Annotated in this window: 12 protein-coding genes, 1 tRNA gene and 1 pseudogene; 3 read left to right on the plus strand and 11 right to left on the minus strand. The window is 59.1% G+C overall.

Annotated elements, in window-relative coordinates; all coding sequences use genetic code 11:
* Positions 1–2: 2 nt before the first annotated feature.
* Genes nuoI through KUA11_RS13250 form a run of 8 tightly spaced genes read right to left on the minus strand, consistent with a single transcriptional unit; the run spans position 3 to position 8828 of the window.
* Positions 3–515: an NADH-quinone oxidoreductase subunit NuoI gene (gene nuoI / locus KUA11_RS13215; protein ID WP_217411081.1), complete on the minus strand. Its 513-nt coding sequence runs from the start codon at positions 513–515 to the stop codon at positions 3–5.
* Positions 516–540: 25 nt separating this feature from the next.
* A complete protein-coding gene (gene nuoH / locus KUA11_RS13220; RefSeq protein WP_217411083.1) occupies positions 541–1497 on the minus strand; it encodes an NADH-quinone oxidoreductase subunit NuoH in 957 nt (318 codons plus the stop codon).
* The gene (nuoG, locus tag KUA11_RS13225; protein ID WP_217411085.1) at positions 1494–4229 is read right to left on the minus strand and encodes an NADH-quinone oxidoreductase subunit NuoG; all 2736 of its coding nucleotides are present in this window, start codon (positions 4227–4229) and stop codon (positions 1494–1496) included. Before nuoG ends, nuoH begins: the two co-directional genes overlap by 4 nt.
* Positions 4226–5530, minus strand: a complete 1305-nt coding sequence (gene nuoF / locus KUA11_RS13230; RefSeq protein ID WP_217411087.1) for an NADH-quinone oxidoreductase subunit NuoF — start codon at positions 5528–5530, stop codon at positions 4226–4228. Before nuoF ends, nuoG begins: the two co-directional genes overlap by 4 nt.
* Positions 5527–6018, minus strand: coding sequence for an NADH-quinone oxidoreductase subunit NuoE (gene nuoE, locus KUA11_RS13235; protein ID WP_217411089.1), 492 nt, complete (start codon positions 6016–6018; stop codon positions 5527–5529). Before nuoE ends, nuoF begins: the two co-directional genes overlap by 4 nt.
* Positions 6005–7765 (minus strand): NADH-quinone oxidoreductase subunit C/D, encoded by a 1761-nt coding sequence (nuoC, locus tag KUA11_RS13240; RefSeq protein WP_217411091.1) that lies wholly within the window; start codon positions 7763–7765, stop codon positions 6005–6007. Before nuoC ends, nuoE begins: the two co-directional genes overlap by 14 nt.
* 5 nt (positions 7766–7770) lie before the next feature.
* Positions 7771–8406 carry a NuoB/complex I 20 kDa subunit family protein gene (locus KUA11_RS13245; protein ID WP_217411093.1) on the minus strand — a complete coding sequence of 212 codons (636 nt, stop codon included), beginning with the start codon at positions 8404–8406 and terminating at the stop codon, positions 7771–7773.
* Complete coding sequence (locus KUA11_RS13250; protein WP_217411095.1) at positions 8403–8828, minus strand: NADH-quinone oxidoreductase subunit A; 426 nt, start codon at positions 8826–8828, stop codon at positions 8403–8405. Before KUA11_RS13250 ends, KUA11_RS13245 begins: the two co-directional genes overlap by 4 nt.
* A gap of 295 nt (positions 8829–9123) precedes the next feature.
* Between KUA11_RS13250 and KUA11_RS13255 the strand changes: the two are divergent.
* Positions 9124–9838 (plus strand): annotated as a pseudogene (locus KUA11_RS13255) (IS5 family transposase); the annotation flags it as partial.
* A 353-nt stretch (positions 9839–10191) separates the two neighbouring features.
* Here the strand turns inward: KUA11_RS13255 and KUA11_RS13260 are convergent.
* Together KUA11_RS13260 and KUA11_RS13265 are read right to left on the minus strand one after the other, a co-directional pair.
* Positions 10192–10281: transfer RNA gene (locus tag KUA11_RS13260), tRNA-Ser, on the minus strand.
* Positions 10282–10335: 54 nt separating this feature from the next.
* The gene (locus KUA11_RS13265; RefSeq protein WP_217411143.1) at positions 10336–11394 is read right to left on the minus strand and encodes a D-alanyl-D-alanine carboxypeptidase family protein; all 1059 of its coding nucleotides are present in this window, start codon (positions 11392–11394) and stop codon (positions 10336–10338) included.
* A 412-nt stretch (positions 11395–11806) separates the two neighbouring features.
* Here KUA11_RS13265 and clpS point away from each other — a divergent pair, with 412 nt between their 5' ends.
* Complete coding sequence (clpS, locus tag KUA11_RS13270) at positions 11807–12127, plus strand: ATP-dependent Clp protease adapter ClpS (RefSeq protein ID WP_166313235.1); 321 nt, start codon at positions 11807–11809, stop codon at positions 12125–12127.
* A gap of 78 nt (positions 12128–12205) precedes the next feature.
* On the opposite strand, the gene KUA11_RS13275 is transcribed toward clpS, so the two are convergent.
* Positions 12206–12535 (minus strand): TIGR02300 family protein, encoded by a 330-nt coding sequence (locus KUA11_RS13275; protein WP_217411145.1) that lies wholly within the window; start codon positions 12533–12535, stop codon positions 12206–12208.
* 252 nt (positions 12536–12787) lie between these two features.
* Here KUA11_RS13275 and KUA11_RS13280 point away from each other — a divergent pair, with 252 nt between their 5' ends.
* Positions 12788–13960, plus strand: a complete 1173-nt coding sequence (locus KUA11_RS13280) for a lytic transglycosylase domain-containing protein (protein ID WP_254454933.1) — start codon at positions 12788–12790, stop codon at positions 13958–13960.
* Positions 13961–13962: the final 2 nt, after the last annotated feature.

Genomic DNA, 13962 nt, shown 5'->3' on the forward strand with positions numbered 1-13962 from the left:
GGTTATGGCAGGAGGGAATGGAGATCGACAGGTGGGCGTTCGCGTTCGGATGCGCCACGCATCTTGCCGGGAATGGGAATGCCCGCGACATTATAGAAACTGTACTCGGGATATTTCCCGGTCCCGCTTATCAGAAGGTCTTCCTTTTCATAAACAAGATTGGGGCGTACGTATTCGCCCATTTCAAAATCGGGGGTCAGTTGTATCGCATAGGTGGGACAGGCTTCCTCGCAAAAGCCGCAGAAAATGCAACGGGAGAAATTGATCCGGAAATATTCTGGATACCAGCGTCCATCGGTCTCGGTTTTCTGCAGACTGATACAGTCCACAGGGCAGGCGACAGCGCACAGATTGCACGCCACACACCGTTCCTCTCCATCGGGATCGCGCGACAGGACGATCCGCCCACGATACCGCGGCGGCAGATAGGGCTGCTGTTCGGGATACTGCACGGTCGCACGTCGGTGGAAAGCGTGCAGCGCCGTCAGGAACAGGGTGCGCAATGTATTGAGCATGGGAGGTGCCTTTGCGTCGGGCGTGCTACAAAGACGCATGCAGCATAAGAAGAGTTCCGGTCGCCATGACATTTAAAAGCGAAAGCGGCAGCAGGATTTTCCAGCCCAACGCCATCAACTGGTCGTAACGCGGACGAGGCAAGCTTGCGCGCAACAGAATGAAAAACACCACCATGCAACCGGTCTTGAACAGGAACCATATAGCGGGGGGCAGCAGTGGCCCGCGCCAGCCACCAAGGTAGAGCGTGGTCACAAGACATGAGACCAGAACGATCCCGGCATATTCGGCAATGAAGAACATGCCGAATTTCATGCCTGAATATTCGGTATGGAAACCTGCGCCCAGTTCGTTCTCCCCTTCGGGAAGATCAAAGGGCAGACGGTGTGTTTCCGCAATGCCTGCAAGCAGGAAGACGCTAAATCCGAGACATTGCGGGATGATGAACCACAACCCCGCCTGCGCCGTCACGATGTCGTGCAGACTGAATGATCTGGCCATCATGACCACACCCAGAAGGGAAAGCGCCATGAAGACTTCGTAGCTGATCATCTGTGCGGCCGCCCGCATCCCACCCAGAAGCGCGAATTTACTGTTGGACGACCACCCGGCCAGCACCACCGCATAGACTCCCAGTCCCATCATGCCGAGAATGAACAGCAGCCCGACATTCATGTCGCTAGCAATGCCCATGCTCATCGTGAACGGAATGACCGCAAAGGACAGCAGTACCGTCATCATGCCGATAGCCGGGGCAAGGATGAAAACACCTTGATCTGCAAAGGGTGGAATCCAGTCTTGCTTGAACAGGATCTTGATTCCGTCTGCCACGGCCTGAAACATGCCGCCCGGCCCCACCCGGTTAGGGCCATGCCGGTCCTGCCATAAGCCCAGCAGACGCCGTTCGACCCATGTCAGCACGGTCGCAAGAGCAAGAAGGAGAAATGGCATAAGAATGATGGTGAGGAGCGCTGAAGACGTCATGATCGTTCTCCTTCACTGGGCAAATTCTCAAGCCGGGCCATGCGAGGAAAACGGAATGCGCGTGCGACCATGTACGCGGGAAATAGGACAATGCCCTCAGGGAGGCCGGACACGGGTTCCACGGGCAAAACATGTGGCCCATCTTCCAGATGCAGCACTATACGGTCTGATTGGGCCGCACTGGCGGGCAGCCCCAGCGTCGGGACGGTTGATCGCGCCATGATGGGAGGCGAGAACAGGCTCAGTTCTTCGCTGCCGAACAGACGTATATCGGGCAGCACCAGAACGGTATCTGTCTGCGGGACATAGGGGGACGGAATGTCCGCGGTGTAAATGTACGGATGCGATTCCGTGTTTTGATTCTTCGCAGGGGATAATAGCCGAATGCCGGATGGGCCGCCGCGCAGAGGGCCCCCAATCTCAAACTGGAACCGGTTGAGCGCCTGCACCGAATTCCATGCTGGCACTTGATAGTAGGGGACCAGCGCGCCGGGCATGTCTGGTTCGTAGGTCCCTTCCATTGAACTGCTGAATGGTGTGTCCGGACTGGCGGGTGGTGGCTGGTCACGCACACTGACGAAGGAACGAATGACGGTCCGCCCGCTGGCGCGATAGGTCTGGCTGCGTAGTTTCTCACCATTGATACGGTAATCCGCTCCGGGCGCAGCCATAGTTGCGGGGGCAAGATTGGGAAACGCCGTTGCCAGCGCGGCGAGAACCTCATCGAGATTTTCCCAGCCGATCAGCTCCGTTACAGGGAGCGTGGATAGATCAAGACTTCGGCCCAACGCCTGTATCCACCGCCAGCCAGCCTGTATGGGAGCAGGAGGAAAGACCGCCTGAAAAAAGCGTTGTGCCCTGCCTTCCTGATTGATCAGCGTGCCGTTGCATTCGCTGAAGGCAGCAATGGGCAAAACAAGACTGGCGTGCTGGCACAGCGGTGTCACCGTATGGTCGATCATGACGATGTCGGGGACGGTTGCCACAAGTTCCGCCACGTCCGCCGGATCGAGATGGCGCGTCAGATCATTTTCCACGACGATCAGGGTGGAAATCTCGCCCGCTCGCACCTGTTCCATCACCGTTTCCAGCGGCAGTCCGCCCAGCATGGCCAGCCCCATGCTGTTGCATTCCGGCAGAACCAGCGACAGGCCCGTGGCAGGTGTGGTGCGGGCAAGAGCTGCGGCAATACTGGCGGCGGCCTGCATCAGTGCGGGGGAGCCATACTGCATGCCGGATACGACCAGCGGCTTTCGGGCGGCCAGCAGCGCCTGCGCAATGCCTGCGGCGAGCGCCGCATCATCCGGCGTCAGATCCATGACGGGTGGAGCGGAGGACTCAATTTCGTGGGCGATGGCAAAGCCAAGTCGTGCGATATCATCGGGTGCTGCGCGAAAGGTTTCGGCTGCCACACTGTCGAGATCGGTCGGCGCAGGTGTCAGGACATGCAGGGTGGAAGGGCACTCGCTGCCCAGCGTACGGACCGCTGCATCCATCCAGCGTGGTACCTTGGCGTTGTCTGCTGTATGGAAAGAGGCTTGACGCACCGACTGCCGCAGCGAAAGGCCCAGTCGAGGGGCGGTGGCGCATACGTCTTCGCCCAGCACCAGCACGGCGTCGGCGCTTTCCATTTCATGCAGGGTGGGAAGAGCGCCGGGATGCCGGGTGAGCAGGGTATGCGCCAGTTCCGTGCATTCCTGTTCCTGCCGTGTCTGGCCGGTGGAAAAATGCTCTGCCCCTACCAGCGCCCACAGGCTGAAACAGGTCTCCAAGGCCGCGCGGGAAGAGGCTATGCCCACAACCCGCCCTTTTGTTGCCATACGCGCGAAAGCAGTGAGAGCATCGGCCATGGGTACAGGCACCTGCTGTCCGTCAATGGCGCGCAGCGGCGTGCATATCCGTGTCGGCGCATTGACAAAACCATGACCGAACCGGCCCCGGTCGCACAACACATAGCGGTTGATGTCCGCATTGTAGCGGTTGAGGACACGCCGGAGGGTTTCCTCCCGGGCATTGACGATGGTGTTGCAACCCACCGCACAATGTACGCACACCGAGGGCGCCCCCCGCATGTCCCATTTGCGGGTGTAAACGGCAGAAAAGGGTTTGTCGGTAAACACGCCGGTCGGGCAGATTTCCACAAGATTGCCGCTGAACGCGTTTTGCAGTGTGCCGTCTTCGGCGCGACCGAAATAGACATTGTCATGTGACGCGAAAGCCGCCAGATCATCGCCGCCTGCGTAATCACGGTAGAACCGCACACAGCGATAGCAGGCGATGCAGCGGTTCATTTCATGTTTTACGAACGGCCCAAGATCCTGATTGCGATGGGTCCGTTTCGTAAACCGGTAGCGGCGGGTGTTGTGCCCGGTCATGACCGTCATGTCCTGCAGATGACATTCGCCACCTTCCTCGCAGACTGGGCAGTCATGTGGATGGTTGACCATCATCCATTCGATGATCCCGGCGCGAAAGTCGCGGGCTTCCGGATCGTCGATGGAGATGATGGCGTTCTCGCTGGCTGGAGTCATGCAGGCCATCACGATGCGGCCCTTCCTGTCCTCCGGCCCGCTGAACTGTTTGACGGCGCACTGCCGGCACGCCCCGACGGAGCCGAGTTCGGGATGCCAGCAGAAATAGGGCAGGTTGGCACCGGCCTCCAGGCAGGCCTGAAGCAGATTGATGTCGCTGCGGGTCTGGCAATCTCGTCCATCGATGCGGATGGTGGTCATGGTCCTGCTCCGGCTTGATGCGGGCAACGGCCCTGCTGGATGTGGGCGGCAAAATCGGCGGCAAAAAGCTTCAGTCCACTGGCCAGCGGCGCCATCGCTCCCGGCGCATGGGCGCAGAAGGTCCGCCCTGGAGCGCCCAGCATGCGGGCATGACGGTCGAGCTGCTCCAAATCTTCATCACGACCCGTCCCGTCCTCGATCGCGTCCAGCAGGCGCTCCACCCAAGGCAGCCCGTCGCGGCATGGCGTGCACCAGCCGCAGGATTCCTGCGCGAAGAAATGTTCAAGATTGCGGATCATGCCGATGGGGCAGGTGCGGTCATCCAGAATGATGGCCATGCCGGTGCCAAGCCTGCTGCCTGCTTTTTCCACCGATCCGTAATCCATGGCGACATCGAGGGCCGTGGTGTCGATAAAGGCGGTGGACGCCCCGCCGGGCAGCAGGGCGCGCAACTGGTAGCCGGGGCGCATGCCGCCAGCATGATCCTCAATGATCTGACGCAGCGGCGTGCCGATCGGCAGTTCCCATGCGCCCGGCTTTGCTACGCGCCCGCTGACACCATAGATCTTGGTGCCGCCATCCTCTCCCAGCCCGAGGCCAGCAAACCATTCCGGTCCGTTGGCGATGATATGGGGCAGGTTGCACAGCGTCTCGACATTGTTCACCACGCTTGGCGCGCCCCACAGGCCGCCAGTCTGCGGAAAGGGCGGCTTGCTGCGTGGTGTGGCGCGACGGCCTTCCAGCGCGGTCAGAAGGGCGGTTTCCTCGCCACATATGTAGCGCCCAGCGCTGGAATGTACGTGGATGTCAAAACTGAAGTCTGAGCCGAGAATATTTTCACCCAGCCAGCCCTGCTGCTGTGCCTCTCCGATCGCATGCTGCAGGCGGACGCAGGCTTCCTGATATTCCCCACGCAGGAACACGATGCCATGCCCCGCCTGTACGGCGTAGGCGGCAAGGATCATCCCTTCGATCAGTTGGAGAGGATTGCCTTCCAGTAGCCAGCGATCCTTGAAAGTGCCTGGCTCCATCTCGTCGGCATTGGCGATCAGGTATTTGCGGCGTTCGGATGCGGGTTCCTTGGGCACGAAGCTCCATTTTTGCCCTGTTCCGAAGCCTGCGCCTCCACGCCCGCGCAGCTTTGAGCGTGTCACCTTGTCAATGATTTCAGCCGGGGCAAGGCTTCCGAGCGCCAGCCGCGCAGCCTGCCAGCCGCCAGCGCGTTCGTATGCCGCGCAGTCCGGTGGACCGGCAGCAGGGTCGATCATGGCGGTGAGGGGATGTTCGGAGGCGGCCGTCATGGCGTGTCCCTCAGCGTAGCGATCAGGTGATCGAGGCTTTCCGTGGTCACATCTCCATGCAGCGTGTCGTCAACCAGCATGGCCGGCGCGTGATCGCAGTGTCCGATACAGACGGTTGGAAGCAGCGTGATGGCGTTGTCCGTCGTGGTTTCTCCCGGCTTTATGTCCAGTTTCCGACACAGATGGGCGCAGAGCGGCTCGCGTCCCATGATCCAACATGAAACGCTGTCACACAGCATGATGACATGCCGTCCGACCGGCCTGCGGAACAGCAGGTTGAAATAGGTCGCGACGCCATCGAGATCATCCGCCGACATGCTCAGTAGGTCGGCCACTTCGCGCAGATGCGTGGTGCTGACCCAGCCAAAGCGGGCTTGCACCAGTCGTAGTGCCGCGACACTTGCGCCGCGCGGATGCAGTTCCTGCGCTGCAAGGGTAAGGATGTCCGTGCGCAGGGGCGCTGGAAGGGGAAGATCAGCGATCGACATCGGCCATCACGAAATCGATGCTGCCCAAGATCGCGATCAGGTCTGCGACCATGATGCCGCGACTGAGCAGCGGGATCATTTGCAGGTGGGCGAACGAAGGTGTGCGGATGCGCGTGCGGTAGGATGTCGTGCCGCCGTCGCTGATGAGGGTGTAGGTGTTCACGCCTTTTGTGGCTTCGATGCTGGCCCGCGCTTCTCCCGGCGGAATGACCGGCCCCCAGCTTACGCTGAGGAAGTGATGGATCAGGGTTTCGATGTCATGCATCGTCTGCGCCTTGGGCGGAGGGGTTGTTAGTGGATGATCGGCCTTGACCGGGCCTGTGGGCATGTTGTCCACGCACTGGCGGATGATGCGCAGGCTCTGGCGTATTTCCTCTATATGCACGGCGATCCGGTCATAACAGTCGCCGTTGGTGCCAATGGGAATGTCGAATTCAAGCTGGTCGTAACAGGCATAGGGTGCGTGTTTCCGGTAGTCCCATTCCAGCCCCGTGGCGCGCAGCCCCGGCCCGGTAACGCCCCATTCAACGGCCTCCGCGGTGGTGTAGGCGCCAATCCCCTTCGTGCGAGCGCGAAAGATGGGGTTGCGCATGACCATCGCATCGTATTCGTCCAGCCGCAGGGGAAGATCGTGAAGAAAGGTTCGGATCAGCCCTTCCCATCCATTGGGCAAATCCATGGCGACCCCGCCAATGCGAAACCACGCCGGATGCATGCGAAAGCCGCAGATCGCCTCGATAATCCCAAACACACGTTCGCGGTCGGTAAACATGTAGAATACGGGAGAAAGTTGCCCAACATCCTGCGCCATTGTGCCGTAGAAGACGAGGTGGCTGGCAATGCGAAATAGTTCCGCGAGCATGACGCGGATCATTTGTGCTCGTGACGGCACGGTAATCCCGGCCAAAGTCTCGACGGCCATCACATAGGGGAAATTGTTCATGACGCCGCCGAGATAATCCACCCGGTCGGTATAGGGGATGTAGGTGTGCCATGACTGGCGTTCCCCCATCTTTTCCGCGCCCCGATGGTGAAAGCCGATATCGGGCACGGCATCGACAATCCGTTCTCCTTCCAGTTGCAGCACGATGCGGAACACCCCGTGCACGCTGGGGTGATTGGGGCCGAGGTTGAGAAACATGAAGTCGCTGTGGGCACTATGCCGTCGCATGTCCCACGAGGAAGGATCAAAGCGTAGGGCGTCCTGCTCACGCGCTTCGTGTTCTTCCGTCAGGCTGTAGGGAGGCATTTCCGTGGCGCGGGCATGGTGGTCCTTGCGCAGTGGATGTCCGGTCCATGTGGGTGGGGTCAGGATACGGCGCAGGGAGGGGTGGTTCTGGAAATGGATGCCGAACAAATCCCATATTTCGCGCTCATACCAGTTGGCGTTGGGCCACAGGTCACAGATACTGGGCAGAGTGGGAGCAGTTGCACCGAGGGGCACCTTGATCCGCACCTCATCCGTGCGGGAGGCAAGTGAAATCAGGTGATAGACAACTGTGAATGCCGATTTTGGCTGCCCATCGCGGTGGATGCGATCGCGTTCATCTATGGCTGTCAGATCCAGTAGCATGAGGGGTGCCGACGCCTTCAGTGCGGCAAACGTGGAGCGCAGATCGGTCGCCGCGATCCAGAGAATGGAGACGCCGTCACATGCTGTCTGTGTCGCCAACAGGCCGCCGGGAAGATGCTCCGAAATTCTTTCCACAAGTCTCTGTTCGCGGGCGGGAGAAAGGAGCGTCGTCATGGGCGTCAGATCCCGTCCGGCGTGCGTAGGCCGCGCATGGCCCGACGCTGTTCGCGCTTTTCATCGCGTAGACTGGGTGGTGTCACGGATTCCGCGCCCTGCGGTCCGACCATCCAGCTTAGGGGTCTGCGTTGTGTGCCAATGGATTTTTGCAATAGCAGTAGTCCCTCAAGCAGCGCCTCGGGACGCGGGGGACAGCCGGGCACATACACGTCCACGGGCAGGAAACTGTCCACGCCCTGCACGACACTGTAAATGTCATACATGCCGCCGGAATTGGCGCATGATCCCATGGAGATCACCCAGCGTGGCTCCAGCATCTGATTGTAAAGATGCTGGATAACCGGAGCCATTTTGACGAACACGGTGCCGGAGATGACGATCAGGTCGGCTTCGCGTGGTGTGGCGCGCAGGACTTCGGACCCGAAACGGGCGATGTCGAAGCGGCTGGTGAAGGCCGTCGCCATTTCCACGTAACAGCATGACAGGCCAAAATTCAGCGGCCAGATCGAATTTTTCTGCCCCCACGAGACAAAATCCTGCAACCGGCCCATGACCAGATTGCGGCGGAGGGTTTCACTGAAACTGGGCGAAAGCTGCGCGTTTCTGGGCGCGCCGGGGGAAGAAAGGGACCAACTCATGGTGCGAGGTCCTTTCGTGTGTCCGTTACACGGCGTGGACGAACCTGCGGCCCCCAGTCCAGCGCTCCGGCTCGCCACAGATAGGCAAGGGAAATCGCCAGAAAGACAGTAAAGGCGAGGGCTGCGCCATAACCGATCCATCCCGTTTCGGTCACAACAGTTGCCCATGTCAGGAGAATGGCTGTTTCGACATCAAAAATGACAAAGAACATAGCCACTAAGTAATATTGTACAAGCAGCCGCAGGTGTGCCGATCTGGTGGGTATGATGCCGGATTCAAAGGGGAGCGACATGGAGCGACCCATGGCCCTGCCGCGCCGCCGGGTGCCGGTTATGGTGGACAGTCCCATCATGCAGGCCAGCATTATTCCTATGACAAGTGCATAGGTGAAAATTGACCATATAGTGGAAACATTTTCCATAACTGGTGTTTCCGTTTCTGTTTGTTCTGAACGGAGATATTTTGTGTAGTGCTATTCGCAGTGACAGGCGATAATCAGTCACCGCCTGATGTAGGGGGATGTGGGCACCCCTATATATTCCAACTGAATATATGAAATGCCGGAGTATGCTGCCAGTCGCTTATACGCGTCTGTAAAAAGAAAGTTGCGGTGTGATCATGAAAGTTTTTTCAGGGGAGATGTGGCTCGTTGCGGGATGTAGCCCTGCCAAGAGGGTGTTATGTACTTTATGGTGTGAGTGTTGCAGAACAGATGGATGAATACTGTCCGCAAACCATATCCGTCTGATATCAGCGATGAAGAGTGGTCGCTGATTATTCCGTATCTTCTTCCGATGAAGGAAGGCGTAGAACAACGCCATCATGATCTGCGGGAGTTGTTCAACGGTCTGCGGTATGTGATCCGTTACGGCATTGCGTGGCGTGCAATGCCGAACGACCTTCCGCCGTGGACTGCGTTTACCAGCAATCCCGGCGCTGGATGGATGCGGGATGTTTCGAGGCTGTTATGCACGATCTTCGGGCTGTACTGCGTATTGCGGCGGGCAGGAAAGCGGAGCCGACGACGGCGATCATCGACAGCAGGGCACTGTGTTCGACCCCGGAAAGCGCGCTACGGTCAGGGTATGATGGCGCGAAAAGAAAAAAGGATCGAAGCAGCACATGGCGGTCGATACTCCGAGGCATCTTCTGGCCCTGCACGTCAGTCATCCCGGCAAACAAGGATGACTCGGCAGAAATCGATCCGCTGGCAGAAGCCATTCAGCAGGCAACAGAGGACAGCGTGAACTGGCATGGGCCGATCAGGGCTATACTGGATCAGAACCGGCACAAGCCGCTCAAGAGTAGGATATCACCCTCGAAATCGTCAGGTTGTTTCAGGCAAAACGGGGTTTTGTGGTGCTGCCCCGACAATGGAGCGTGGAGAGATCGTTCGCGTGGGCGACACGGTGCAGAAGGCTCGTAATAGATTAGGTGTTTAGTCCCGGGACTAAACAGGTAGGGAACAAGGATGAGTGTTTGCTCTTTGCCTTCAGGGGGGTAGCGCATTCGCCAGATATTGCTTCCAGACTGCTATGACGTGGAGGAAAAGGCCTCCACTGTCTGCCAACCGATACGCTTTCTCAGCGGGTTTAGCTGTTCGGGTCTTTGTATCTGTCAGCATTGGCGTTTGCCCACACTCCGCAAATCGCTTGCCCACTCCATACCCACATTCCTTGTGGGTCGGTTAGAACAAAACTGGAACGCTGTGGACGCAAGAAAATGCCAAAAATCCCGGAAGATCAAGGGTTCTGGAACAATCAAAATTTATGAGGAGAATCTTTTGGCGGATGGGGTGGGATTCGAACCCACGGTACGGTTACCCGCACGCCAGTTTTCAAGACTGGAGCCTTCAACCGCTCGGCCACCCATCCGGTAGCAGGCTTATGCGTCAAAAAGCCTGATTTCGCAACAGCAACTCAAGATCATTAGGTCTTGGAACGATGCGTTGAATGCGCAGCCGCTTTGGCCTTGTGCAGCCCGGTTACCTTAAGACGGCGATTCAACGGCGCACGCGCCAGCACATAATGAATCATGCCCAGTTTCTTCAGGTGTTGGCGAGAGGCCGCCGACAGATTGCCCGTTCGTCCGCTTGCCACCATCATGCGAAAACCTTGTCGCCGTGCGGACGCGCTGCCTGCCCGGGCGATGATGAGAGGAACTTGTGGCCGCGAAACGGGCGCCACACCTTCGTCCTGAAAGCCCTGATCCAGAAGGGCCGCCATTGTGCGCGTGCGTTCCGCATTGGAGCGCGCGCCCATCACTACGCCCACCAGTCGCACATTATCGCGCGCGGCGGAGCTTACGAGATTGAGGCCTGCCTGCGCCGTATATCCCGTCTTCATACCATCCGCTCCGGGATAAAAGCGCAGCATGGGGTTATGATTGGGGATTTCGCGTCCGTGGAAATAGAACAGCGGCACGGAAAAATAGTGATAATCTTCCGGAAAATCGTTGATGAGACGTCGTCCGAGTGTCGCCAGATCCCGTGCTGTCGTCACCTGATCGGGGTTGGGAAGTCCGGACGCGTTGCGAAACGTCGTGGAACTCATTCCCAGCGCATGCGCCTGAGCCGTCATCATGGTTGCGAATCGATCTTCATCGCCGCCCACGAGTTCACCCAGTGCGCAGGCTGCGTCATTGGCCGATTTGGTGACCAGCCCCAGAATGGCCTGTTCGACAGTGATGTAGGAACCGGGCACCAGTCCAAGTTTCGACGGTTCGCGAGTTGCGGCGCGAACGGAGACGGGAACCGCCTGATCAAGGGAAATCTGACCTGAACGTAGAGCGCTGAACGTCATATAGAGCGTCATCAGCTTGGTAAGACTCGCTGGATAGCGCTGCAGATCCGGATTGATCTGGGCCATCACGGCGCCGCTACGGGCATCGGTCACGAAAGCGCTGATGCGGCCTACATACTGGGCGTGCGCGGCCGGAACGCTCAGAAGAGCGGACAGAAAAGCTGTTCCGACAGCCAGTCGCCGCATGAAACGATTGCTGAAGGAGGGCCGACCGGTCTCGATCCCGTCGCGTTTACCGAATGCTGACGGTGTGGGGGGCAGATCATTCATCATGGCGATCAGTACGAGAATCCTGTGAGCCGGGCACTCGAACCTTAGCAGTGCCGATTCGACCGTCTAGGCTAAAAGTGGCTAACAAGATGACAAAAATACGGATGGGAGGGGTGAGAAATGCGGGAAGCCTCTTCACGACTTCTCAACTGTGGGGAATTGGAGACACAATGACGCCCAAGACGCATGGGGTTGTGCCCGAATTCCTGTTCCCTTGACCGGGTCGGGGGTTTACAGAGACCTCATGAAGTCACGCGATTGGACAGAAGCAATGGGCGGCTCGGCTGGCTTTTGGCCAGCGAGCCACAGAGATGTCAGGCGGGTTGTCATGACGGAAAAGCCCGAAGACGGCGGCGATGACGTCGGTGTTCTGGTAAGGACAACGACGAAGACGCGCAAACCGTCAATGTACAAAGTGCTTATGCTCAACGACGATTACACGCCGATGGAGTTTGTCGTGCATGTGCTGGAGCGGTTCTTCAATAAGACCCGCGAAGAGGCGACCAGCATCATGCTGCATGTGCACAAGAAGGGGGTAGGGGTCTGCGGCGTGTTCACCTATGAGGTGGCCGAGAGCAAGGTCGCGCTCGTCATGGATCTGGCACGGCAGAACCAACATCCTCTGCAATGCACTATCGAGCGGGACTGACAGCGGGAATAATTTTTCCCGGTAAAATGAGAAAACCTGCAAAGACGCGGGGATCAGAGATCCCCGCAGCATAGCTCCTCAGGAGTCGTGCTCGTCCTTTTCGGACGGAACGTCGATGTCCGAACTGATGTCATCGGCATCGTCGTCCAGATCGGCGGTGTCCTCGATGGCGTCGTCGTCATCGTCATCACCGGTGTCGAGATCGATGTCATCATCGCTCTCTTCGGTCGGTTTGGGCGCCTTCACGGGCGCAGGCGAGGGAATATCCCCCGTGCGCTTGAGACGGGGAACCTCGGCAGGCTGGTCGGCGCCGCATTTCGGGCAGACGGCCGGCTCCTTATTGAGGTCATAGAAACGCGCACCGCAAGAGACGCAAACGCGCTTGGAACCGAGTTCAGGCTGGGCCATGTTGAACCTGTCGATCGTGGTCGAGGGCGGGAGAAGATTTCCCGCAGGGATGCACAGTGTGTGGGCACAAACGACCGCACGCATCCCGAGGGCAGGGCACATGCCAGTTCAGGTCCGTGGCGTCAACCGGATGTTGGGGAAAAGTGGCGAAACTGCCTTGCATGCCGTTTTTCTGCCTTGATTTTTTCATGCCATGGCAAAAACGGCAGGCCGGATCCTGAGTTCGGGTGCCTTGATGGAGAGCAATGCAAGATGTGCCGCAGCGGGGAGCGTCGTGTCCTTCGGATTCTGAGTGTTGGGGGGCTGCTGGCACTGGCCGCATGCAGCGCGACATCCCGACCCGGAGGTGACCCTTCTCAATGGGGGCGTGGGAATTATACGCCTCCTGGCACCACCAGCGATCCGTGGGGACCCTATGTTCGGGAAGCCTCTGGTCGATTCCAGTTGCCCGAACAGTGGATTCGGGCCGTGATGAATCAGGAATCGGGCGGCAAGGAATATCGTAACGGTCGCCTGACCCGCTCGGGGGCAGGGGCGATCGGGCTGATGCAGCTCATGCCGTCCACATGGTCTTCTTTGGCGGCGCAGTATGGACTGGGCAACGATCCGTACGAACCGCATGACAACATCACAGCAGGATCTGGTTATATCCGGCAGCTCTACGATCGTTTTGGCTCGCCGGGTTTTCTGGCGGCCTATAACGCCGGACCGGGGCGGCTGGAGCAGTATCTTCAGGCGGGAACGCCACTGCCGGATGAGACGGTCAATTACGTCGCGTCCATCTCCCCGCATCTTGGCGATGCAGTCCCGGCTGTGGGGGCGACGCCTGTCACGGTGGCCAGTGCATCGCAGCGCGTTCCTACTGTCCCGACGGCTTCTGTCGCACCTGTCGAGACCGCGGCTCTTTCCCGGACAGCGGATGGGTGCCTGAGAAACGTGGACGCTGCCTATGATCCGTCCGCCTGTCTGGTGGATCGCGATGTTCCGCATGCGGATCCGGCTCCTTTGCCGCCACCTCAGCCTACGATTGCGGTGGCGTCCGCTCAGCCTTTGCCGGCGCCGCAGCCGGCACCTCTCCCGACTGAGCTGGCGAGTTACGTGGAGCCGGTCGGTCATCATGTCCCGGTCACGCAAGTGTCTTACGCTCCTGCAATGACGAGCGCTTCTGTGCGAGGGACGGGAGGTTCGTGGGCCGTGCAGGTCGGGGCCTTTTCGTCTGGCGGGGAGGCTCGTATGGCGCTTGCTCAGGCGCGCGCCATCATAGGCCCGCTGAGTGCCAGTCCGTTGGTGATGCGTGTGCCGTCCAGTGCGGCGCCTCTTTATCGTGCACGGCTTGTGGGGCTTGGGGCGGAGGATGCGGCCGCAGCCTGTCGCGCCTTGCGCAGTCACGCCATGGCCTGCTTCCGGGTGCCCATCGCTACCTGATG

Origin of the sequence: Acetobacter estunensis (assembly GCF_019083805.1) — a bacterium.
GTDB lineage: Bacteria > Pseudomonadota > Alphaproteobacteria > Acetobacterales > Acetobacteraceae > Acetobacter > Acetobacter estunensis_A.